Source organism: bacterium (genome assembly GCA_026129405.1).
In the GTDB taxonomy this organism is placed as follows: Bacteria; Desulfobacterota; Binatia; order DP-6; family DP-6; genus JAHCID01.
Window position 1 is genome coordinate 508,220 of record JAHCID010000002.1, and the last position, 22,821, is coordinate 531,040.

Sequence of the window (22,821 nt, forward strand, 5' to 3'; positions counted from 1 at the left end):
CCGTGAGGGCGCTGCCGGGGAAACGGCGGGCCGCGCTGCCGGCCGCGATCACGCCGCAGCTGGCGACGCTCGTCGCCGCGCCGCCGGCGGGCGACGACTGGCTCCACGAGAGCAAGTACGACGGCTATCGCATCCTCTGCCGCGTCGCGCGCGGCCGCGTCACCCTCGCGAGCCGCAACGGCAAGGATTGGACGGAGCGCTTCCCCGCCGTCGCGCGTGCGGCGGCGGCGCTGCCGGTCGCCGCCGCGCTGCTCGACGGCGAGGTCGCCGTCGTCGGCGCGGACGGCCGCACGAGCTTCGGCGCGCTCCAGAACGCGGCGGCCGGCGGCGGGACGCTCGTCTACTTCGTCTTCGACCTGCTCCATCGGGACGGCATCGACCTGACCGGCGTGCCGCTCGAGGCGCGCAAGCAGGCGTTGCGCGCCCTGATCGGCGGCGGCCGCACGGGGACACTGCGCTACAGCGAGCACGTCGTCGGCGGCGGCGAAGCGGCGTTCCGGGCCGCGTGCCGCGCGCGGCTCGAGGGCATCGTCTCGAAGCGGCGCGACGCGCCGTACGTCGGCGGTCGCACGCGCACGTGGCTCAAGGTGAAGTGCGCGCACGGGCAGGAGCTCGTCGTCGGCGGCTTCACCGATCCGGAGGGGAGCCGCGCCGGCATCGGCGCGCTGCTGCTCGGCGTGCACGACGCCGACGGCCGGCTGCGCTATGCCGGCAAGGTCGGGACCGGCTTCATGCAGGCGGCGGCGCTGGCGTTGCGCGAGCGGCTCGACGGGCTCCGCGCCCCGGCCAGCCCGTTTCTCGAGCGGCCGCCCGGTGCGACGCACGCGCACTGGGTGCGGCCGCTCCTCGTCGTCGAGGTCGGCTTCACCGAGTGGACGTCGGACGGGCGGCTGCGCCATCCCACCTTCCGCGGTCTGCGCGAGGACAAGCCGGCGACGGCGATCGGGCGCGAGCGCGCGCCGCCGCCGCCCGCGTCGAGCCGGAGGCGGCGATGAGCGCCGCCGCGGGACCGCGTGACGGCGACGCAGGCCTCGAGATCGCCGGCGTGCGCCTGACGCACCCCGACCGCGTCCTGTATCCCGGCCAGGGACTCACGAAGCGGGCGCTGGCGGAGTTCTATGCCGGCATCGCCGACTGGATCCTGCCGCACCTAGTCTCGCGGCCGACGTCGCTCGTGCGCTGCCCGGATGGCCTCGGCGGGCCGTGCTTCTATCAGAAGCACACGGGGTCCTGGGCCCCCGAGGTGCTGCGCCGCGTACGCATCCAGGAGCGGCACAAGCTGGGCGAGTACCTCGTCGTCGACGATCTCGCGGGGCTCGTCGGTCTGGTGCAGATGGGCATCCTCGAGATCCACACCTGGAACGCGGTGGCCGAGCGCCTCGAGGAGCCGGATCGGATCGTCTTCGACCTCGATCCGGCCGAAGACGTGCCGTGGACGGCGACGGTCGCCGGCGCGCGCGTCCTGCGCGCGCGGCTTCAGGCACGCGGCCTCGAGACCTTCCTCAAGACGACGGGCGGCAAGGGCCTGCACCTGGTGGCGCCGATCCGGCGTGGCCCGAGCTGGGAGGCATGCGCCGCCTTCGCGCGCGGCGTGGCCGAAGACCTCGCGCGCGAGGCGCCCGAGGCCTTCGTGGCGACGATGTCGAAGGCGAAGCGCCGCGGCCGCATCTTCATCGACCATCTGCGCAACGTCCGCGGCGCAACCTCGATCGCCGCCTACTCGACGCGCGCGAAGCCGGGCGCGCCGGTGTCGACGCCGATCGCCTGGGACGAGCTCGGTCCGCGCATGCGGCCGGACCGCTTCACGGTCGCGAACCTCGGGCGCCGGCTGCGCGCGCTCGCGGCGGATCCGTGGGCCGACTACGCCCGCACGCGGCAGCGGCTGCCGCGGGAGCGATGAGCCGGTCGACGTCTCGACGGCGGCCGCCAGCCTGGGCTAGCCAACGTGGCCATGCCCATCACCCGGCGCCGGCTGCCGCTGCTCGCTCTCCTCGCCCTCGCCGCGTGCGGCGGCGGGACGTCCTCGTCCCCCTCCGACGCCGATCTCGTCCTGCCCGGCACGTTCTCCGAGGAGACCACCGTCGAGGACCTGAAGACGCGCTACGGCGCCGCGAACGTCGTCGTCGGCGAGCTGCCCGACGGCGAGAAGGGCCTGATCCTCTTCCCGAACGACCCCACGCTGCGCGCCTACGTCCGCTTCTACGACGAGGAGCCGATGGGCCACCTCGCCGCCATCACGGTGGTCGACAGGGAATCGCGCTGGCGCGGGAAGGGCGGCGTCCGCATCGGCATGTCGCTCGCCGAGGTGGTGGAGAAGAACGCCAACCGCTTCCTCTTCAACGGCTTCGACGAGAAGCACGAGGCGCAGGTGCGCGACTACTGGGACGCGGGGAAGCTCGACGTCCAGGAGGGCGACCGCCTCTACTTCGGCGTCGATCTCCGGCTGCGCGCGCCGGTCGAGCAGATCCCGAAGGGCGACTATCCGAGCGACGGTGGCCAGTGGTCCACGGACGACCCGCAGTATCCGCGGCTCGGCGAGATCGCGGAGGTCTCCGCGATGAGCGCCTGGTCGAGCCTCGACGACGAGTGGTCGGGGCTCGACCGCGGACGGCTCGCGGCCCGTTAGGCCGCGAGCGCCGCCGCGATCTTCTGCCGCTGCACCAGCCCGTCGCCCCACAGGAACTGGCCGTGGCGCAGGCGCTTGAACCAGATGTGGACGTCGCACTCCCAGGTGAAGCCGATGCCGCCGTGGAGCTGCACCGAGCGGTCGGCGCAGAACGCCGCCGCGTCGGCCGCCGCCGACTTGGCCATGCGTGCGACGCGCAGCGCCGACGCAGGGTCGGTGTCGAGCGCGCAGGCCGCGGTCCACAGCACCGAGCGGGCGCGGTCGACGGCCAGCATCATGTTGACGATGGGGTGCTTCACCGCCTGGAAGAAGCCGATCGGGTGCTCGAACTGCGTGCGCACGCGAGCGTATTCCGCGGTGGTCTGGAGCGCCCACTCGGCGGCGCCAGAGAGGTCGGCGGCGACGAGCACCAGGATCGACGCCTCGGCGTCGGCCAGCGCCTTCGCACCCGCGCCCGGCGCGGCGATCGTGCCCGCCGGCGTCACCTTCGCGAAGGTGACGTGCGCCTGGTCGCGCGTCAGATCGACGATGCGATCGGGCACGACCGTCACGCCGTTCGTGCCGGCCGGCACGGCGTAGAGGCCGACGCCGCCCGACGCGTCCCTCGCGGTGACGACGAACAGCCCCGCTTTGCGGGCGTCCTGCACGAAGCAGGCGGTGCCGGACAGCGTGCCGTCCTCCGCGACCGTGACGTCCGTCTCGCCCGGCTCCCACGACGCCGACCGGCCGGCGACGGCGAGCGTCGCCGCGGTGCCGCCCGCGATCTGCTCGAGCCAGGGCTTGGCGCTCTCCTCGGGCGCGCAGCGCAGCACGGCGGTCGCCTGCAGCGTCGCCGGCAGCGGCGAGGGGGCGGCGGCGCGGCCGATCTCCTCGGCGACCGCCGTCACGGCGACGGTCTTCATGCCGACGCCGCCGGCCGACTCGGGCACCCACAGCGCCGTCCAGCCGAGCGCCACCATCTCGTCCCAGAGCGCCTCGTCCCACGCGCAGGGCGGCTCGGGGCCTTCGTAGGCGGCGTGGTGATCCTTCGCGGCGAGCACGCGGAGGCGCTCGATGCCCGCCTTCTCGCGCAGCAGCTTGCGCGCCTGGTCGCGCACCATCTGCTCCTCGCTGCCGAAGCCGAAATCCTTGGGCTGTGCCATCGTCGTGCGTCCTTACTTGCTCTTGGCGAGACCGAGCACGCGCTCGCCCAGGATGTTGCGCTGGATCTCGTTCGAGCCGGCGGCGATCGTGAAGCCGTACGAGTTCATGTGGGCGTGCGGCCAGTGCGCCGCGTCGGGCGCGTTCGGGTCGCCGAAGTAGAGCGTCGACCACGGCCCGGCGATCTCGACGCCGACGCCCGCCATGTCCTGGAGCAGCTCGCTCACCAGCACCTTCTGCTGCAGCGGAAGTCGCATCGGATGGTCGCACAGCGCCTCGACGCGGGCGCGGCGGCCGTTCTGGCGCAGGCCTTCGGCGCGTACGGCGAGCGCGGCGACCTTGTCGCGGACGACCGCGTCGTCCCATGCCGTGCCGGGGCCGCGCGGCGTGCGCTTGGCGAGCGCGACGAGCGCCTTTATCTGGTCGTCGAGCGACGCGCCGCCGCCGCTGCCCGCGCCCTCGGCGGCGCCGCGCTCGTAGAGGAGCGTCGTCATCGCCACCGTCCAGCCCTTGCCGACCGCGTCGACGCGCAGCGTGTCCGGCACGCGCACGTCCTCGAACAGCACCTCGTTGAAGCCCGTCTCGCCGGTCATCTTGATGAGCGGCCGCACGGTGACCCCGGGCGTGTTCGCGATCGGGACGATGAAGTACGTGAGCCCCTTGTACTTGTCGTCGCTGCTGGTGCGGGTGAGCATGATCATCCAGCTCGCGAAGTGCGCCAGGCTCGTCCACACCTTGTGGCCGTTGATGATCCAGTGGTCGCCGTCGCGCACCGCCGCCGCCTGCGCGCCGGCGAGGTCGCTGCCGGCGTTCGGCTCGGAGAAGCCCTGGCACCAGATCTCGTCGCCCGACAGCAGCGGCGGCAGGAGGCGGCGCTTCTGCTCCTCGGTGCCGTGGTTCAGGATCGTCGGTGCGGCCATGCCGAGGCCGATCACGTTGATCATGAACGGCACGCCCGCGCGGCCGAGCTCCTGGGTGGCGATCGCCTGGAAGCCCTTGTGGCCGCCGCCGCCGTATTCCTTCGGGTAGTCGGAGCCGACCAGGCCGGCGTCGTAGCACTGCTTCTGCCAGGCGCAGAGCCAGCGGCGCTGCTCCTCGGTCATCACCTCGATGGCGGCGATGGGCATGCGGAAGGGCGGGGGGGCCGGCTTGTTCTCGGCCAGCCAACGGCGGCAATGCCGGCGGAACTCGGCCTGCTCGGGAGTGTCGCGACGCTCCGACATGGGCGGGGGTTCTTGCCCGATCGGCTCCGCGAGGCAACGCGCCGCCGGTCAGGTGCCCGACCGGGCATGCGACCGGCTGCATGCGCCGCCATGCGGCTGCCGCCGGGTGGCCTGGAATCCTTCCGCCCGGTGGGCCTAGAAGGTGGCGGTCGCTTGGCATCGACCTTGCGAACCTCCCCCGAGGCCCGATGGAGTCGTCGCCCCTCTGCTCTTCGCTGATCACCGCCGGCGCCGCGCACGGCGCCGTGGCCCTCCTCTGGGCGGTGGTCGCGTGGGACATCGGCTCGAGCCTGCGGGCGCGGCCGCAGCGGCGGGCGCTGCCCTTCCTCGGCCTCGTGGTCGCGGTCTCGATGACGGTCGCCTACGCGGGCGGCGTCCCGTTCGGTCTGATCCCGCCGGAGATGCGGGCCGAGAAGCCCATGGGGCTGCGCCTCCTCGGCGTCCTGCGCGACGTCGCCGTCATCCTCGGGACCAGCGCCTTCCGGCACATGACGCGCTACTTCCCGCTCGAGGTGCGGGTGCCGAGCCGGCGCTGGCTGCTGGTCAATTACGGCTCCGCGCTCGCGGTCGCGGTCTTCTGCACCGTGGTGTGCGCGACGGCGGAGCCGGCGTCGGAGCTGTGGCGCGTCGCGCGGCTCGTGTTCGTGGCGTTCGTCGTCGTGATCCTGGGCCTGGCGCTGCTCCAGATCCATCGCGTCGCGCGGGACGGCGGCTGGCGGCCCGGCGGGCTCGGCGTGGCGCGGCGCTCGGACGTCGTCGTGCTGGGCGCGGCGCTCGTCGTCCTGTCGCTGCTGTTCGCGGTGATGGTGGTCAGCGAGTCGCCGCTCGTGAAGGAGCGCATCGCGATCCTCGACGCCCTCGTCGGCTTCGCGTTCGCGATCCCGTTCGTGATGCGCTCGTTGGGCGAGGTCGTGCGGCTCTACCTGCTGACGCTGTCGATGGGGGCCGTGGTGGCGCTCGCGTACGTCGGCGGGCCGCTGCTCCGCGAGCGGGTGCCGACGTCGTGGGGGCGCATCCTCGTCGACGTGGGCGCCGTCGCCTTCATCGTGGTCGCGATCGGGCATGCCCACCTCTGGGTGCGGGCGGGGCTCGAGCACCTGCTCTTCCGGCGCAGCCGCCGGCGGCGAGCCGAGCTCCAGGGCTTCGTGCGTACGCTCGCCCCCGAGCTCGGCGTCCGCGAGGCGACGCGGCTCGCGCTGGCCGAGTCGTTCCGCGTGCTCCAGCTGCGCGGCGCGGCGGTGATCCTCGACGACGGCAGCGCGCCGCTGTGCGAGGGCACGCTCGCGATCGCGCCGGTGGCCGACGTCTGGCCGCGCGGCGCGGCGGCCGCGTTCCTGCCGACGCGCGTGTACGGCGCGGGCTCGTTCGAGGAGCTGCCGCGGCCGATCGCGCTGGCGCTCGTCGGCGCCGACGTCACCGGCGTCGTGCCGATCGTCAGCCCGCGACGCCGCTGGGGCGACCTCTTCATCACGACCGGCCCGCTCGGCGCGTTCTTCGGCGCGGCCGACGTGGAGGCCGTCGAGAGCTTCGCGGCCCAGCTGGCGCTCGTCCTCGACGGTGCCGAGCTGCTCGGGCGCGCCCGTGCCGTCGAGCGCTCGCTGGCGCAGGCGGAGAAGCTGGCCGCCGTCGGCGAGACGGCCGCGTCGCTCGCGCACGAGATCCGCAACCCCGTGACCGCGGCCCGGAGCCTCGCGCAGATGCTCGCCCGCGAGCCGGGCGCCGCCGACGCGCCGGAGCTGGCGACGCTGATCCTCGGTGAGCTGGAGCGCGTCGAGCGCCGCGTCGCCGCGCTGCTGCGCTTCGCGCGGCCCGACGAGCCGGCGTCCGAGACGGTGGACGTCGCCGCCCTGGTGCGCGGCACGCTCGCCGGGCTGCGCGGGCGGCTCGAGGCGGCCGACGTCGGCGTGGTGTGCGACCTCGCGCCGGGCATCGCCGTGCGCGGCGACGGCGAGCAGCTGCGGCAGGTGCTCGTGAATCTCGTCGAGAACGCCGTCGACGCCATGGCCGGCGGGCCGGCGCCGCGCCGGCTCACCGTGCAGGCGGCGAACGGCGGCAGCCGCGTCGTGCTGCGCGTCGGCGACACCGGCACGGGCGTCGCGCCCGACGCGCTGCCGCGCGTGTTCGAGCCGTTCTTCTCGCAGAAGGCGCAGGGGACGGGGCTCGGCCTGGCGATCGCGCGGCGCACGATCGACGCGCACGGCGGGCGCATCGCGCTCGCGCCCGGAGCGGCGGGGGGGACGACCGTCACCGTCGAGCTGCCGGCCGCGTCGCGCGTGGTGGCGGCGTGACGGCACGCATCCTCGTCGTCGACGACGAGCGCGCCATCGGCATCGCCATCCAGCGCCTCCTGCGCGGTCGCGGCCACGACGTCGCCGCCGTGACCTCGCTCGCGGACGCGCGCGCCGCCATCGCCGCGGAGTCGTTCCATCTCGTCGTCACCGACCTGAGCCTCGGCCATGGCGAGTCGGGCATGGACGTGCTGCGCGCGGTGAAGGAGCGCGGCCGCGCGACCGCCGTCGTGATGATCACCGCCTACGGGTCGGAGAAGGTGGCCGTCGAGGCGATGAAGGCGGGCGCGGCCGACTACCTGCCGAAGCCGTTCGACAACGACGAGCTGGTGCTCGTCGTCGAGCGCGTGCTGGAGGGCCAGGCGCTGCGCCGCGACCTCGCGCGCCTGCGCGAGCAGGTGGCGGAGGCGACCGGCTTCGAGCGTCTCGTCGGCAAGAGCGCCGCCATGCAGCGGGTGTTCGACGTCATCCGCAAGGTCGCCGACACCGACCTCACCGTGCTGATCCGCGGCCCGAGCGGCACCGGCAAGGAGCTCGTCGCCAACGCCATCCATTGGCGCAGCCCGCGCCAGAAGCGGCCCTTCGTGAAGGTGAACTGCGCCGCCTTCTCGCGCGAGCTGGTCGAGAGCGAGCTGTTCGGTCACGAGCGCGGCGCCTTCACCGGGGCCGTGTCGGCGCGCGAGGGCAAGTTCGAGGTCGCCGACGGCGGCACCCTCCTGCTCGACGAGGTCGGCGACATGCCGCTCGAGACGCAGGCCAAGATCCTGCGTGTCCTGCAGGAGCGCGAGCTGGAGCGCGTCGGCGGCAACCGCACCATCAAGGTCGACGTGCGTGTGCTCGCAGCGACGAACCAGGATCTCGAGGCGCGCGTGCGCGCCGGCACGTTCCGCGAGGACCTCTTCTATCGCCTGCACGTCGTGGCCGTGAACCTGCCGCCGCTGCGCGAGCGGCCCGAGGACCTGCCGCTCCTCATCGAGCGCTTCCTCGACGCGGCGGCGACGCGGTTGCGCCGGCCGCGGCCGACGCTCGCCCCCGCGGCCTATCGGGCGCTGCGCGCGCACGCCTGGCCCGGCAACGTCCGCGAGCTGGAGCACGCACTCGAGCAGGCGGTCGCGCTCTCGGGCGGCGAGACGATCGGGCTCGACGATCTGCCGCGGACGCTCGCCGGCGCGGCGCCCGACGCCGAGGGCGCGGCGCAGCCGGCCGCGACGGACGGCGCGTCCGCGACCTTCCGCGACGCCAAGCAGCGCGTCGTCGAACGCTTCGAGCGCGACTTCATCGGCGCCGCGCTGGCCCGCCATCAGGGCAACATCTCGAAGGCGGCGGAAGACATGGGCGTCTATCGCCAGCAGCTCCAGCAGAAGCTGGCCGACTACGGCATCGACGCCGAGCAGTACCGCCGGCGCGGCTGAATCTGCCCATCGGGCAGACCCTGCCGGGCGGCCGGTCCCGCCCCGCGGGGCACGCGCCGGGCACGCGGCGTGCTTTCGCGCCGATGGCTCGTACGGTCGCCTTCTGGTCGGGGCAGCTCGGATTGCGCGGCACCGACGTCGCCCTCTACGACTTCGCCCACTGGAACGAGGCGCTGCTCGGCAACCGGTCGATCGTCGTGGCGCCGGCGGGCGTCGTCCACGACGACCTCGCCCGCTTCCAGGCGCGTTTCCCGGTGTTCCTCTACGAGGGCGCGTTCGCGGCCGCCGAGCGCATCCTCGAGCGCGAGCGCGTCGATTGCCTCTATACGATCAAGACCGGGCAACGGGACGGGATCGTCGCCGGCGGCTGCCGCACCGCCGTCCACGCCGTGTTCACCTTCCACGAGCCGCACGGCGACGCCTACGCCTACATCTCGCCGTGGCTCTCGCGCGTGGTGAGCGGCGGCCGCCAGCCGTGGGTGCCGCTGATCGTCGACGTGCCGCCGCCCGACGGCGATCTGCGCGACGAGCTCGGCATCCCGCGCGACGCCATCGTCTTCGGCCGCCACGGCGGGCCGGACGCGTTCGACATCCCCTTCGTCCAGCGCGTCGTGGCGGAGACGGCGGCGACGCGTCCGGACGTCTGGTTCGTCTTCCTCAACACCGCCCCGTTCTGCGCCCCGCGGCGCAACGTCGTGCACCTGCCGGCGACCCGCGACATCGCGCGCAAGTGGCGCTTCGTCGCCACCTGCGACGCCATGCTGCACGCCCGGCTGCGCGGCGAGTGCTTCGGGCTGGCGATCGCGGAGTTCTCCGCGTGCAACCGGCCGGTGTTCACCTACGCGGACAGTCGCTGGGTGCCGGAGCAGGCGCATCTCGACCTGCTCGGCGCGCGGGCGCTGCGCTACGAGTCCGCCGCCGACCTCGCGCTCCGGCTCGCGGCGTTCGAGCCGCGCCCCGCGCACGACTGGAACGCCTTCCGCGACTTCACGCCGGCGCGCGTCATGCCGCGCTTCCGCGAGGTCTTCCTCGACGCCTGAAGCCCGAGTAGGAGGGCGACATGGAGTTCGGCGTCGCGCTGCCCGCTCGCGTGGGCGATCACGCCCTGGTTGCCCTGGCCGAGGAGCTCGGCTTCACGCAGGCGTGGTTCTACGACTCGCAGATGCTGTACTCCGACGTCTACGCGACCATGGCCGTCGCGGCGATGCGGACGTCGCGCATCCGCCTCGGCACCGGCGTCGCCGTGCCGACGACGCGCCTCGCGCCGGTGATCGCCCATGCCATCGCCACGGTCGCGCAGCTGGCGCCCGGGCGCGTCGAGCTGGGCATCGGGGCGGGCAACACCGCCCGCTACACGATGGGGCTACCGCCGATGCGGCTCGCGACGCTGCGCCGCGAGATGCGCGCGATCCGCGCGTTGCTCGCGGGCGACACCGCCGTGCTCGAGATCGAGGGCGGGGCGTACCCGGTGCGCTTCCTGCATCGCGACCGCGGCTTCCTGAACCTCCACGATCCGATCCCGATCACGCTCTCGGCGCTGCTGCCGAAGGCGCTGGCGCTCTGCGGCGAGGAGGCCGACGCGCATCTCACCTGGGGCGTCGGGCCCGACGTGCTCGCCTTCCAGCGGGCCGCGATCGCCGAGAGCGCCGCGCGCGCCGGCCGCGACGTGGCGGGCATCCCGTCGAAGGGCATCTTCCCGACCGTCGTGCTGGCACCGGGCGAGACCAGCGCCTCGGAGCGAGTGCTGTCCGCAGCGGCGCCGTTCGTCACCAACCTGCTGCACGTGCAGGTGGAGTGGAAGTCGGCGCCGCTGCCGCTCTCCGCGTCGGTGCAGCCGCTCGTCGAGCGCTACCAGGCATGGGCCGAGGCGCTGCCCGGGCCGACGCGCCATCTCCTGCTGCACGAGGGGCATCTCGTCTACGCGCGCCCCGACGAGCGCGAGTACGTCGTGCCCGAGCTGGCGGAGCTGGCCGCGATCATCGGCGAGCCCGACGCGGTGATCGCGCGCGTGCGCGCGCTCGAGGCGGCGGGGCTGTCGCACTTCGCGATCCAGCCGACCGACGACCCCGCGCGCCAGATGCGCGATTTCGCCGAGCAGGTGGTCGCGCGGTACTGAGCGTCGTCCGTCGGACGGCTCACGCCGCGGGCCGCAGCGGCGCGGGCGTTCCGGGGCGGAGCCGCGTCGTCGGCTGGGGCGCCCGCAGGCCGCGGCCGGCGAGCGGCCGCAGCGCGAGCATCCCCAGGATCACGGCGAGGCCGACCACGACCGGGATCAGGCTGAGGGGGGCGAGCGGGCCGAGCAGCTCGGCCAGCGTCAGGGCGGGGGCGACGGGGGGTAGTCCGAACGGCAGCATCGAGGCGTCCTCCTGTTGGGAGGCTCGATACGCACGCGGCGTGCCAGTGGGCTGGGCGCGCCAACCCCGCGATTCGTCAGGGTCGGGACGGGGAGGCGGCGGCCTGGCTGCAATGCAGGCACTGCACGCCCCGCAGGACCCGATGGGCGGTCAGTGCTTGCCGAGCCCCTCGACCCGCATGGCGCCGTGCCCGCCGTGGCGGCGGTTCAGGTTGACGAGCAGCGCGGTGAGCGCCTCGAGGTAGCGGGCGTTGCGCAGGTCGCCGGCGTCGAGCGGGTGCAGCCCGGGGATACGGGCGGTGAGGGCGGCGACGCGGTCGCGCGCCTCTTTGTCGTCGCCGCAGAGGAGGGCGTCGGTGGAGAGCGTCTGGGCGAGGTCCTGGAGGGCGCCGGCGGGGAGGTTCTTGAAGGCGCTCACGACCCTGGCGTCGGGCAGCGCCGTCTGGAGCCACTCGCTCACCGAGGCGGCGCCGGCGATGGTCTCGAGGCCGCAGAACCTCTTCGCGAAGGCGAGCGGCACGATGGCGTCGACCACCACCTTGCCCGCGAGCGCCGGCCGCAGCGCCGTGATCAGCTCGGCGAGGCCCTCGAACGGGACGCAGAGGACGACGGGGTCGCCCGCCGCGGCCGCCTGGTCGTTCGGGGCGCCGCTGACCGTCGCGCCCGGGACGGCGGCGCGGATGCTCGCCGCCGCCGCCTCGGCCCGCTCGGCCGAGCGCGATCCGATCACCAGCGGCTCACCGGCCGCGGCCCAACGCATCCCGAGCCCGAGGCCCAGGGCCCCCGTCCCACCGAGAAGTGCGATGCTCATGTGGGGCCGCACCTTCGCCCTGTTTGTCGGCCACGTCCAGCCTCGCGAGGGCACGCACGTCGGCGATCAGCGCCGCGCCGGCATCGCGCAGCTGCGTGCGCGCCGGCTCCGGCACGAGGCGCTGCGCCTTGCGCGTGCGCAGCGTCCGGCCGAAGGCGGCCAGCGCCTTGCGCACCTTCTTGAGCGCCTTGCCGATCCGTCCCGGGGCGCCGCCGGCCTGGGCGGTCGCCAACGCCGTCCTGGCCGCGGTGACGCGGGCGAGGAGCTTCGCCCCGAGGTTGCCCGCGCCGGACGGGAGCAGCGCCTCGAGGGCGTCGAGGCGGCAGGCGATCGACCCGAACGTGGCGCCGGTCGGGCAGCCGCTCGGCGGCGTCGTGGTCGTCGTGGTGGGGTCGCCGCCGGGGGTGGTGGTGGACGTGGTCGTGGTGGTGTCGCCGGGCAGGGTGGTGCTGGTCGTGGTCTCGACCGTGCTCGGGATCGTGAACAGCGTCGCGCCGTCGCCGTCGGTCACCACCACGGCGGCGCCCGGAATGGGCTCGTCGTTCTCGTCGTGCAGCGCGATCGCCAGCAGCTCGAACGTGTCGGCGAAGTCGGCGACGACCTCGGCGGCGAAGGGTAGCCCGTCCGGCGCCGCGACGATGACGTCGGTGCGCAGGTTGAGACGCAGGGACTGCGGCGTCCAGTTCTGCCGGCGCACCGGCTCGCAGATCGTGCCGACGCACTGCACGCCGGCGCCGTCGAGGCGTGCAGACGAGAACGCCAGGGCGGTGACCGACGGGTCGGAGGCGCTCGTCGACGCCGTCCCGTGGAGGCCGAAGACGATGTAGGCGATCGCGATCGGCGGCGTGACGCCGACCGCGCCCAGCTGCACGATCTCGACCGTGGTGTCGGCGTAGACCGCATCCACGGCGGCCCCGAGGCCGGTCGCCGCCGCGCGCACGAGCCGGGTCGACGAGTGGAGCGTGAGCCGGCCGCCTACGCTGCCGGCCTTGCTGAACGCCTCGGCGCACAGGAAGTCCGGCGTGCCGGGCGCGGGGCAGAGGGCGCCGCGACGCGAGAGGAGCAGCCCGCGGACGCCGACCGTCGTCGGCTCGAGACGGTTGAGCTTGAAGTCGAACCCCTCGTCGACGCGGCCCGGGGTGGACGCGAAGCGCCAGCCGATCTGCGACGAGTAGAACACGATGGCCGGGGCGGGCGGCGGCGCCGCGAGCAGGAGGACCAGCGCCAGGGCAGCGCGGGACAGCAGCGATCGTCCGTACATGACAGGCTCCGTCAGAAGTCGAACTCGAGCGCGAGCGGGAAGCCGCAGACCTCGCGCAGGTAGGCGTCGGCGGCGACGAGATCGCCGTGGCGGTCGGCGATCGCCTCGGCGTAGGCTTCGGAGAGCGTGATCTCGTACGCGCACTCCTCGGCGCTCTCGCCCTCCTCGCAGACGAGCGCGTCGACGATGTCGTAGCCGATGGCCTCGTAGTAGGCCGTGGTGACGTCGCCGTAGGCCCTGACCACGCCGGCCCAGGCGGCGGCGATCGGCGCCGGCACCGGTGCCGCGAGGACGATCGTGTCCTTCCACGGCCCCCACGCCGCACGCAGGTCGGCGGGCGTGCCCTCGAGGAGCGCCGTCGCGAGCGCGGGGCCGAGCGTCGTGAGCGGCTGCAGCGCGCGGCAGAAGCCGGTGGCGTTGGTCGGATCGTACCGGCAGCGCTCGGCCACCGAGAGGCCGGTGAGCGCGCCGCGGGCGCCGGTGCTCCAGCCGGTGACGGCGACGTCGAGCGGCAGGCGCACGTCGAGCGTCGTCCCCGGCGGCGGTGCGCCGCTCGGGCAGGTGCACGGCGGCGCGGTGCAGAGCAGCGTCCCTGCGGGCGCGACGAGGTCCCGGCCCGCGGCGTCGGCGAGGCGCACGTTGCCGCCGGCCACGTCGACGAGGAGGTTCGGCGCCGCCGCCGTGAGACGCAGCGCGCTCGCCGCGTACGGGGCGACGTCCACGGCCTCGACGTCGCCTTCGGGCAGCGTCGTCTCGGGCGGCACGAGGGCGTGGCCGGGCACGCCGCCGCCCTGCACGTCCCACTCGGCGCCGCGCGCCGGCAGGCGCAGCAGCGACGCCGCCCAGCTGCGCTGGAGGCGGACGGCGACCGGCGCCGACAGCACGCCGAACGCGGCCCCGTGCGTCGTCGCGCGGGTCAGCGTCGGAAACAGCGCCCACGGCTTCGCGCCGAGCCACGCGGCTTCGGCGAAGACGCCCATGCCCGAGTAGGTGCGCCGGTCGAGCGGCACCGCCGGCTTGCGGAACCAGTCCGCCCAGGTGGAGTCGACGCCGGCGTAGATGCCGACGACGTCGGCCGCCACCCAGTTCGCGCCGCCTTCGTCGAGCCACTGCGGCGCCGTGACGTCGACGTAGCGCGCGAGCCCTGCGAGCTGCGCCTGGAAGCAGTGGAAGACCTCGTGCGTGATCGTGCCGCGCACCGTGGCCGCGTCGGGATCGACGCGCGCGCGCGCCGCGACGTAGAGCCGGCAGCGGGCGAGTGGTCCGGCCGCGTCCCCGGCCGCGTCGAGCGCCTCGAGTGCCGCCGGGGCGCCCGGCTTCGCCGGCTCCATGAACACGACCTCGATCGGGACGGCGAGCGGGACGCCGAGCCGCGCGCCGATGGCGGCGACGGCGTCGTCGACCAGCCTGCGGAAGCGCATGGCGTCGGACGCGGCGTCGCGTGTCGTGTCGGCGGCGGGCGTCGCCGCGGGCGCGGGCACGGCGGTCGCCCGGGCCAGCGCCGCGTCGACGGCGTCGCGCTGCTCCGGCGTCAGCTGGTCGCGGAAGGCCCGGATCCAGCGCAGCGCGGCACAGCCGCCGACGTCGCCGGTGTCGTGGCCGACGGCTGCCGCCGTCCCCGCGGTAGCACCCGGCGGCGTGGGCACGCCGGGCAGCGGAGCGACGAGCAGCGCGAATGCGGCGCGCGCGGTGTCGACGGTGACGACGCCGGCGCGCTCGACGTCGGCGAGGACGGCCTCCCAGGCGCTCGGGGTGTCGACGGGCGCCCGGCCGTCGGCCAGGCAGCGATCGGACGCCGGATCGGCGCGGCACGCCGTCAGCAGGAGCCGCCGGCAGCGCTTGCGCTCGGGCCGCTGCGCCCGCCGGCAGGCGCGTCGTGCCGAGCCCCGGAGCGTCGTGCACGCGTGCGCCGCGACGACCTGTTGCCGGCACGCGGCCACCGGCTCGCGGCAGAGCCGCGCGCACGGCTTCTTCGCCGCCGGCCACCCCGGTTCCGGCACGGCGACGCAGACGAGAACGAAGAGGAGCAGCAGCCCCACGGTGGCAGCGCCGGTGCGGACCGTGGTCGTCACACGTCGGGGGCGTGAGATCGGACCGCACGTCGTTCGGTCGAGGCTCACGCCTTCGGAGCATGGGTGCCGGCACGCGGCGGATGCGGTGTGGTTGACCACGGCAGCGGCTTTCGCGGATGCTCGCCCGTGTCGTCATGGTGCGTCGCCGTGCTCGCGGTCGGCCTCGCGGCGGTCGCACAGCGGACGGCCGCCGCGGAGACACCGGCCCTGCGTCTCGGGGGCGCCGCCATCGCGCTGCTCGAGGATCGGAGCGGCGTCCTGACCATCGACGACGTGACCGCACCCGCCGCGGCGGCGCAGTTCGTGGCTGCGACCGCGGACGTGCCGAACCTCGGGCTCACCAGCTCGACGTGGTGGGTGCGCATCCCATGGCCGGCCGGGGCGGGCGGCGGCGAGCGTCTCCTCGAGGTCGCGTGGGCACCGGTCGACGACGTGCGCCTCTACGTGCCGGCGCCCGGCGGCGGCTTCACCGAGCACCGTGCCGGGGACCACCATGCCTTCGTCGAGCGTGAGGTCGACTACCGCAACCCGACGTTCCGCCTCGCCGGCCCGACGACGGCGTACCTCCGCGTCCGCGGCGAGGACACCATGCTGCTGCCGCTGACGTCGTGGGCGCCCGCCGCCTTCGACGCCAAGCGACGGGCCGAGGCCTTCGCGTACGGCGCGTTCTACGGCGTGGTCGCGATCCTGGTGGCCTACAACCTGGCCCTGTGGGCCACGCTGCGCGACCGCAGCTACCTCCTGTACGTCCTCCTGATCGCGGCGTGGGGCTTCTACCACGCCGCCGTCGCGGGATTCGCGACGCAGTACCTGTGGCCGCGGTCGCCGGCGTGGGCGTCGTGGTCGGTGCACCTCGCGGCGAGCCTCGCCTTCACGCTGTCGGCCGTGTTCGCGCGCAGCTTCCTCGATACGCGGCGCCACGCGCCGGGTCTCGACCGCCTGCTGCTCGTGTTCGCCGCGATCGGCGCGGTGTTTCTCGTCTGGCCGCTCTTCGGCGACGTGCGCTCGTTCATCCCCATCGGCGGCGCCGTCGGCCTCACGGGGTCGGTGCTGCTGCTGGTGAGCGGCTATCGTGCGTGGCGCGCCGGGTATCGTCCGGCGCGCTACTATCTGCTCACCTGGACGGTGACGATCGCGGCGCTCTTCGTCTGGGCGCTGCGCGGCTACGGCCTCGCGCCGAGCAACGCCGTCACCGACCGCGCCTTCGAGCTGCTGGTCCTGTCGAGCGCGGTCACGCTCTCGCTCGGGCTGGCGGATCGGGTGAACGTGCTCAACGCCGAGCTCGCGGCGAGCATGCACGAGGTCCGGGATCTCAACCGCGGTCTCGAGCGCCGCATCGACGAGCGCACCGCCGACCTCGCCCGCGCGAATCGGCACAAGTCGGAGTTCCTGGCGCGCATGTCGCACGAGCTGCGCACGCCGCTCAACGCGATCATCGGCTTCTCCGACGTCCTCGCTGCGCGCATGTTCGGCGAGCTCAATGCGAAGCAGGCGCAGTACGTCGACGAGATCCACGGCTCGGGGCGGCACCTGCTGTCGCTCATCAACGACATCCTCGACCTCTCGAAGATCGAGGCCGGTCGAATGGAGCTCGAGCTGTCACGCTTCGACCTGTCGGCGGCGGTCGAGAACGCGGTGACGCTGGTGCGCGAGCGCGCGCATCGGCAGCGCATCAGGCTGGCGACGCACGTCGACGACGGCGTGGGCGCGTACGTCGCGGACGAGCGCAAGGTGAAGCAGGTGCTGGTGAACCTCCTGTCGAACGCGATCAAGTTCACGCCCGACGGCGGCGCCGTCGACGTCTGCGCGCGCCGCCGCGCGGATCGGGTGGAGATCGCCGTGCAGGACACCGGCGTCGGCATCCCGCCGGCGGAGCAGGCAGCGATCTTCGAGGCGTTTCACCAGGTGCGCAGCGGCAACGGCACGGCCAACGGCGAGGGGACCGGCCTCGGCCTCGCGGTCGCCAAGCAGATGGTCGAGCTGCACGGCGGGCGGCTGCGCGTCGACAGCGCGCCCGGCCGCGGCGCGACCTTCACCTTCGATCTGCCGGAGCGCGCGTGGCCGGTGAGCTGATCCTCATCGTCGAGGACGACCCCAGGAGCCGCCGGCTCGTGCGCGACGTCCTCGAGTACCGCGGCTTTCGCACCGCCGAGGCGACGGCGGGCGACGAGGGCGTGCGGCTCGCGAAGACGCTCGGCCCGAGTCTCATCCTCATGGACCTCCAGCTGCCGCGCCTGGACGGCATCGCGGCGCTGCGGCTCTTGCGGGCCGATCCGGCGACGCGCGCCATCCCGGTGGTCGCGGTGACGGCGTCGGCGACCTCCGCGGCGCGCCCCCAGGTCCGGGCCGCGGGCTTCGACGGCCACCACGACAAGCCGATCGACGTGAAGGCGCTGGTCGCACTGGTCGAGCGCATGGTCGCGCCGGGATGACGCCGGCACACGTCCTCGTGGTCGACGACACGCCGGCGAACCTGCGGCTCCTCGTCGATCTGCTGGAGGTCTCGGGCTACGCGGTGACGGCCGCGACCAGCGGGGACGAGGCCCTCGCACGCATCGCCGAGGGCGGCGTCGACCTCGTCCTGCTCGACGTCCTGATGCCCGGCCTGAGCGGCTACGACGTCTGCCGCGCCGTGCGCGAGAACCCGGCGACGCGCTGGGTGCCCGTCGTGCTGGTGACGGCGCTCGACGCGCCCGAGGAGCGGGTGCGCGGCCTCGACGCCGGCGCCGACGATTTCGTCACCAAGCCGATCAGTCGCCCCGAGCTGCTGGCGCGCGTGCGCTCGCTGCTGCGCATCAAGCGGCTCTACGACACCATCGACGATCAGGCGCGCCAGCTGCGGGAGTGGAACGAGCGGCTCGAGCGCCGCGTGGAGACGCAGCTGGGGGAGCTCGCGCGGCTCGGGCAGCTGAAGCGCTTCCTGCCGCCCGAGGTGGCGGAGCTGGTGCTGCGCGGCGGGACGGACGATCCGCTCGGCAGCCATCGGCGCGAGATCGTCGTCGTGGCGCTCGAGCTGCGCGGCTTCACGGCGTTCGCCGACGGTGCGGCGCCGGAGGACCTGCTCGCCGTCCTGCAGAGCTACCACGACGCGCTCGGCGGCCTCGTGCTCGCGCACGAAGGCACGCTCGAACGCTTCACCGGCGACGGCCTCACGGCCTTCTTCAACGACCCCCTGGAGCAGCCCGACGCAGCCGAGCGTGGGGTGGCGCTCGCGCTCGCGCTGCGCGAAGCCGGTGGGGCGCTCGCGAGCCGCTGGGCGCGACGTGGCATCCAGCTGCACGTCGGCATCGGCGTGGCCCAGGGCTACGCGACGCTCGGGGCGATCGGCCTCGACGCGCGCTCCGACTACGCCGCGGTGGGCGCCGTGACGCAGCTCGCGGCCCGGCTGTCGGAGGCGGCGCATCCCGGGGATATCCTGCTGGCGCAGCGCGCGCTGGCCGACGTCGAGTCGCTCGTCGACGCCGAGCCGACGGGAGCGCTCACCCTGCGTGGGTTCCCGCGGCCCGTGACGGCGTTCCGGCTGCTGCGGGCGGCGTCGGGGGACGGCGCCGCGCCGGCCGGTGCCGACGATCCGAGCGCACGCATCTTCCGCCGCGAGGGCGAGTACTGGACCGTCCAGTTCGACGGCGTCGCGTGCCGGCTGCGCGACACCAAGGGGCTCCGCTACCTCGCCCATCTGCTCGGCCATCCCGACGAGAGCGTGCACGTCCTCGACCTGGTCGCCCTCGCCCGCGGTGAGGCGCCCGAGCGGCCGGGGGCCACGCTCGGCGACGCAGGGCCGATGCTCGACGAGGCGGCCAAGGCCGCCTATCGCGCCCGCCTGCTCGACCTGCGCGCCGAGCTGAGCGAGGCAGAGGCGCTCGCCGACGTCGATCGCACGGCGGCGGCGCGCGCGGAGATCGACGCGCTGTCGCACCAGCTGGCGAGCGCCGTCGGTCTGGGAGGCCGCGATCGCCGTGCGGCGAGCGCGACCGAGCGCGGACGGGTGGCGGTCACGCGGGCGATCACCGACGCGCTGAAGCGCATCCGCGTCCACCATCCGGCCCTCGAGCGCTACCTCGAAGCGTCGATCCGTACCGGGGCGTTCTGCGTCTACCGGCCGCCCGACGCGTCGCGGTCGCTCTGGCGCTCGTGAGCGGTACGCGACGCCACCGAGAGCCCTCCGCCGGGGCGAAGCTGCATCTCGGCGAAGCGGCGTGAACCGGCGCTACTCGTCGAGGTCCATGTCGAGGAAGGCACCGCTCGGACTCGCGGGGCCAGGTTTGAGGCTCACGAGACCCTGGTTCCCGTCGGCCAGGAAGAGCGTCGCCTGGATGGTCGGAAACAGCACCTCGCACGGGGCCGGGTTGGCGAGCTGCCACTTCCGGCGCGGAGACTTGCGGCGTCCCGTCCAGAGGATTCCTTCCGTCGTGGGCGAGACTCCGAACCCGCCCCCGGCGCACTTGAAACGGATCTTCGCGCCTTTGACGGGACACACGGAGCCACGGCAGTACCAGCGGCCGTCGATCCGATCTCCCGATCCGACCAGCAGGCCGATCACCGTTACCCGCGTCGAGCCTTCGGCCGTCGTCAAGGTGCCTTTCCACACCTTTGCGTGTGCCACCGAAACGAGCGTCAGCAGGACCGCAGCCACCAGAGCCGGTTGCATGACCGCCCTTTTGAGCCAGCGCGGTGCGGCCCGTCAACTCGACGAGGTCATTTGGTCGCGAAAGGTGGCCGTGTGACCGGAGCGCTGCGTCGGGTGGTCGTTCCCGGCGGCGCCAGCACCCGCGTGATGGGACCGCCGCCGGCGATCGCGGCGTGATACTGCTCCCAGCTCTCCGCGACGAAGAGCATCCGCCGCCGTCGAGCGTGCCATCCGGATGGTGCAGGACGAAGGCGGCCGCACGGCCGGGAAACCGTCCCTCCGGCGCGCGCAGCGCCACCGCGGCCGGCCTGAAGGGTGCGTTCGGCAGGAGCGCCATCGTCCCGGGCCTCGCGCGCACTTCGGCGTACAGAGCCGCGAGCTCGGCGTCGACGCTCGGGCGCAACGTGCTCGGGCTCGTCGTTCCGGCACGGATCGGGCATGCGACCAGCAGCAGCGCGGCGACCCAGGTGGAGATGCGCAGCGCAGCCGTGGCCAACGTCAGCAGCAGCGCGCAGAGCAGCGAGCCCTGGTAGTGGTAGCGCGGCTCGGTGGAGACGGCGAGCTCCAGGCCGACGCGGCCGACGGCGATCGCAGCATACGACGAGCAACGTGACCTGACGCGGGAAGCGGCGGGCGGCGACCACGGCGGCGGCCGCCGCGAGCAGGCGACGAAGCGCGCGTGCCGCGTCCGTCGATCCGTCCGTCGGGGTGGGCGAGCACGAACGCGGCGGCCTCCCCCGGGAAGCGTTCGGGGCCGCGAACAGCACCATTGGCGAGCGCCAGGTCGAGCCCGGAGTAGTGGCAGTGGCGCACCCCGGGTGGGATCCGAAAATGCATTGAGAAGATGGATATCCGCTTGCGACTGGCGACGTCACGTCGAAGGCGCCGGGCTCACTTTCCCGTCGTATCTCCGCCCTCTCGGGTGCGGGCGAGAACGCCATGGATAATGCTTTTCTCCTTGACTGTGTGGGGGTGCGACAGTAGGTTCGCCCCCCTGAGATCGCGTTCTGGCTCGCTGAATACCGCCCGACCCGCCTCCGCCAGGACTGCGTATCCCTCAGGATTTCCACTACTTGAGCGGAACCAGCCCGAGCCTCGCGTGTATCGGTTGAGAGGCCCCGGCCGAGCCGTGCCGGCAGCGCCATGCTGCCGTCCGCCCGTGGCGTGATGCGCATGGAAAAGCGTTCGAACGACAAGAAAACCTCGGCCAAGGAGTCCCGGCCCGCGGCGACGCGGGCTGCGGCGGCGGCGGCGCCCGCAGCGCGGCGAGAGGCTCGTGAGGCCCGGGAGCCGCGTGGCGGCGACGGTGCGCCGGAGGGCGGGGGCGCCGAGGAGATCGACACCGTCGTCTCGATGCTCGGCGAGATCGACGTCGAGACCGAATCGGTCGACGAAACGGCGCTGGCGGAGGACGGGGAGAAGCAGGAAGGGGCGGAGTGGGGCGAGGAGAAGCCCGAGCAGGAAGAGGTCGAGCGGGCCCCCGGTGAGACCGCCGATCCGGTGCGGATGTACCTCCAGGAGATGGGCGGCGTCCCGCTGCTCACCCGCGAGGAGGAGGTCGCGATCGCGAAGGAGATCGAGGCCGGCGAGAAGGACGTCCGCGAGGCCGTCTTCTCCCTCGACATCGCGCATCAGTACATCCTGACCCTCGGGGAGCGGCTGCGGCAGGGCGAGATCGAGGCCCGCCATCTCTTCGGCGACGAAGAGCAGCAGACCGAGAGTGACACCGCCGAGTCCGGTCCGCGCGAGGACAAGCGCGCCGACGCGTTCCTGAAGCAGGTGAGCAAGCTGAAGCGGCTCGCCGGCGAGCAGGAGAAGCTGGAGGCGGAGCGCAAGAAGGCGCGCACCTCCAAGGCGCGCAAGGTCGCGATCGACAAGCGCCTCGAGGTCATCGCGCAGCAGACGCGCGAGACCCTGCTCGAGACCAAGATCGGCCCGAAGCACGTCACCAGCATGGTCGACAAGCTGAAGGACGGCTTCCGCATCGTCGACCGCGAGCAGTTCGAGACCAAGCGCCTCGAGGAGCGTCTCGGCCACCCCGGCAGCGAGGTGATCAAGTTCGCCCAGCGCATCAAGAACGAGGAGAAGGACGCCGCGCGCCAGGCCAGCCGCATGTTCCACGCGCCGGCGGCGCAGGTCGTCGACGCGGGCGAGACCATCAAGGAGGCCCGGCGCAAGATCAAGATCGTCACCGACGAGCTCGGCATGCCGGCCGAGACGCTGCGCGAGGTCCTGATGGTGATCCGCCGCGGCGAGAGCAAGGCGCAGGAGGGCAAGCGCCGGCTCATCGAGGCCAACCTCCGCCTCGTCGTCTCGATCGCCAAGCGCTACACGAACCGCGGCCTCGGCTTCCTCGACCTGATCCAGGAGGGGAACATCGGCCTCATGCGCGCGGTCGAGAAGTTCGAGTACCAGCGCGGCTACAAGTTCTCGACCTACGCCACCTGGTGGATCCGCCAGTCGGTGTCGCGCGCCATCGCCGACCAGGCGCGCACGATCCGCATCCCGGTCCACATGATCGAGACCATCAACAAGGTGATCCGCACCTCGCGCTACCTCGTGCAGCAGTACGGCCGCGAGCCCAGCGCCGAGGAGATCGCCCAGCAGATGGAGATGCCGGCGGACAAGGTCCGCAAGGTGCTGAAGATCGTGAAGGAGCCGGTCTCCCTCGAGACGCCGATCGGCGACGACGAGGAGAGCTCGCTGGGCGATTTCGTCGAGGACCGGCAGACGCTGTCGCCGGCCGACGCCGCGATGGCACTCTCGCTCGAGGAGCAGACCCGCAAGGTGCTGGCGACGCTGACGCCGCGCGAGGAGCAGATCCTGCGCCTGCGCTTCGGCATCGGCGAGAAGTCCGACTACACGCTCGAAGAGGTCGGCCAGCGCTTCGCGGTCACGCGCGAGCGCATCCGCCAGATCGAGGCGAAGGCGCTGCGCAAGCTGCGCAGCCCGAACCGCTCGCGCGTCCTCGAGACCTTCGTCGGCCGGCAGTAGCCGGCGGCGCCCGC

General features: G+C 73.6%; 17 protein-coding genes and 1 pseudogene. 11 read left to right on the forward strand and 7 right to left on the reverse strand.

From position 1 onward, the window contains the following. The first annotated feature begins 2 nt into the window (after nt 1-2). The 3 genes from ligD (KIT14_10665) to KIT14_10675 are packed head-to-tail and all read left to right on the forward strand — an operon-like array spanning nt 3 to nt 2,626. Complete coding sequence (gene ligD, locus KIT14_10665; protein ID MCW5891001.1) at nt 3-995, forward strand: non-homologous end-joining DNA ligase; 993 nt, start codon at nt 3-5, stop codon at nt 993-995. Then, nucleotides 992-1,900: a non-homologous end-joining DNA ligase gene (ligD, locus tag KIT14_10670; protein ID MCW5891002.1), complete on the forward strand. Its 909-nt coding sequence runs from the start codon at nt 992-994 to the stop codon at nt 1,898-1,900. Before ligD (KIT14_10665) ends, ligD (KIT14_10670) begins: the two co-directional genes overlap by 4 nt. A 51-nt stretch (nt 1,901-1,951) precedes the next feature. Then, nucleotides 1,952-2,626: a hypothetical protein gene (locus tag KIT14_10675; protein MCW5891003.1), complete on the forward strand. Its 675-nt coding sequence runs from the start codon at nt 1,952-1,954 to the stop codon at nt 2,624-2,626. Here KIT14_10675 and KIT14_10680 read toward each other — a convergent pair. Both KIT14_10680 and KIT14_10685 read right to left on the reverse strand, forming a co-directional pair. Further along, nucleotides 2,623-3,768 (reverse strand): acyl-CoA/acyl-ACP dehydrogenase, encoded by a 1,146-nt coding sequence (locus KIT14_10680; protein MCW5891004.1) that lies wholly within the window; start codon nt 3,766-3,768, stop codon nt 2,623-2,625. The genes KIT14_10675 and KIT14_10680 overlap by 4 nt on opposite strands. A gap of 12 nt (nt 3,769-3,780) precedes the next feature. Next, nucleotides 3,781-4,989: an acyl-CoA dehydrogenase family protein gene (locus KIT14_10685; GenBank protein ID MCW5891005.1), complete on the reverse strand. Its 1,209-nt coding sequence runs from the start codon at nt 4,987-4,989 to the stop codon at nt 3,781-3,783. Nucleotides 4,990-5,177: 188 nt separating this feature from the next. On the opposite strand from KIT14_10685, the gene KIT14_10690 reads away from it, so the two are divergent. The 4 genes from KIT14_10690 (at nt 5,178) to KIT14_10705 (ending at nt 10,805) form a co-directional block, all read left to right on the forward strand. After that, on the forward strand, nt 5,178-7,277 hold the full coding sequence (locus KIT14_10690; protein ID MCW5891006.1) for a hypothetical protein: 2,100 nt from the start codon (nt 5,178-5,180) through the stop codon (nt 7,275-7,277). Then, the gene (locus KIT14_10695) at nt 7,274-8,689 is read left to right on the forward strand and encodes a sigma-54-dependent Fis family transcriptional regulator (GenBank protein ID MCW5891007.1); all 1,416 of its coding nucleotides are present in this window, start codon (nt 7,274-7,276) and stop codon (nt 8,687-8,689) included. Before KIT14_10690 ends, KIT14_10695 begins: the two co-directional genes overlap by 4 nt. 83 nt (nt 8,690-8,772) lie before the next feature. Then, on the forward strand, nt 8,773-9,729 hold the full coding sequence (locus tag KIT14_10700; GenBank protein ID MCW5891008.1) for a hypothetical protein: 957 nt from the start codon (nt 8,773-8,775) through the stop codon (nt 9,727-9,729). 20 nt (nt 9,730-9,749) lie between these two features. Continuing rightward, nucleotides 9,750-10,805 (forward strand): LLM class flavin-dependent oxidoreductase, encoded by a 1,056-nt coding sequence (locus KIT14_10705; protein ID MCW5891009.1) that lies wholly within the window; start codon nt 9,750-9,752, stop codon nt 10,803-10,805. A 19-nt stretch (nt 10,806-10,824) separates the two neighbouring features. Here KIT14_10705 and KIT14_10710 read toward each other — a convergent pair whose 3' ends face one another. From KIT14_10710 to KIT14_10725, 4 genes are all read right to left on the reverse strand, one after another. Beyond that, nucleotides 10,825-11,043 (reverse strand): hypothetical protein, encoded by a 219-nt coding sequence (locus tag KIT14_10710; GenBank protein ID MCW5891010.1) that lies wholly within the window; start codon nt 11,041-11,043, stop codon nt 10,825-10,827. A 150-nt stretch (nt 11,044-11,193) separates the two neighbouring features. Then, nucleotides 11,194-11,853 carry an NADPH-dependent F420 reductase gene (npdG, locus tag KIT14_10715; GenBank protein ID MCW5891011.1) on the reverse strand — a complete coding sequence of 220 codons (660 nt, stop codon included), beginning with the start codon at nt 11,851-11,853 and terminating at the stop codon, nt 11,194-11,196. Continuing rightward, the gene (locus KIT14_10720; GenBank protein ID MCW5891012.1) at nt 11,780-13,114 is read right to left on the reverse strand and encodes a hypothetical protein; all 1,335 of its coding nucleotides are present in this window, start codon (nt 13,112-13,114) and stop codon (nt 11,780-11,782) included. Before KIT14_10720 ends, npdG begins: the two co-directional genes overlap by 74 nt. Nucleotides 13,115-13,125: 11 nt before the next feature. Further along, a complete protein-coding gene (locus KIT14_10725; protein ID MCW5891013.1) occupies nt 13,126-15,186 on the reverse strand; it encodes a hypothetical protein in 2,061 nt (686 codons plus the stop codon). 126 nt (nt 15,187-15,312) lie between these two features. Between KIT14_10725 and KIT14_10730 the strand changes: the two genes are divergently transcribed. The 3 genes and pseudogenes from KIT14_10730 to KIT14_10740 all read left to right on the forward strand — a co-directional run bounded on the left by KIT14_10730 (nt 15,313) and on the right by KIT14_10740 (nt 18,712). Continuing rightward, complete coding sequence (locus KIT14_10730) at nt 15,313-17,259, forward strand: hypothetical protein (GenBank protein ID MCW5891014.1); 1,947 nt, start codon at nt 15,313-15,315, stop codon at nt 17,257-17,259. Further along, nucleotides 17,244-17,618, forward strand: a complete 375-nt coding sequence (locus KIT14_10735) for a response regulator (GenBank protein ID MCW5891015.1) — start codon at nt 17,244-17,246, stop codon at nt 17,616-17,618. Before KIT14_10730 ends, KIT14_10735 begins: the two co-directional genes overlap by 16 nt. Then, a pseudogene (locus KIT14_10740) lies at nt 17,615-18,712 on the forward strand (response regulator). The gene KIT14_10735 and the pseudogene KIT14_10740 overlap by 4 nt, the downstream one beginning before the upstream one ends. Before the next feature lie 681 nt (nt 18,713-19,393). Here the strand turns inward: KIT14_10740 and KIT14_10745 are convergent. Next, nucleotides 19,394-19,834, reverse strand: a complete 441-nt coding sequence (locus KIT14_10745) for a hypothetical protein (protein MCW5891016.1) — start codon at nt 19,832-19,834, stop codon at nt 19,394-19,396. A gap of 1,152 nt (nt 19,835-20,986) precedes the next feature. Here KIT14_10745 and rpoD point away from each other — a divergent pair. Beyond that, a complete protein-coding gene (rpoD, locus tag KIT14_10750; protein ID MCW5891017.1) occupies nt 20,987-22,807 on the forward strand; it encodes an RNA polymerase sigma factor RpoD in 1,821 nt (606 codons plus the stop codon). Nucleotides 22,808-22,821 lie beyond the last annotated feature (14 nt).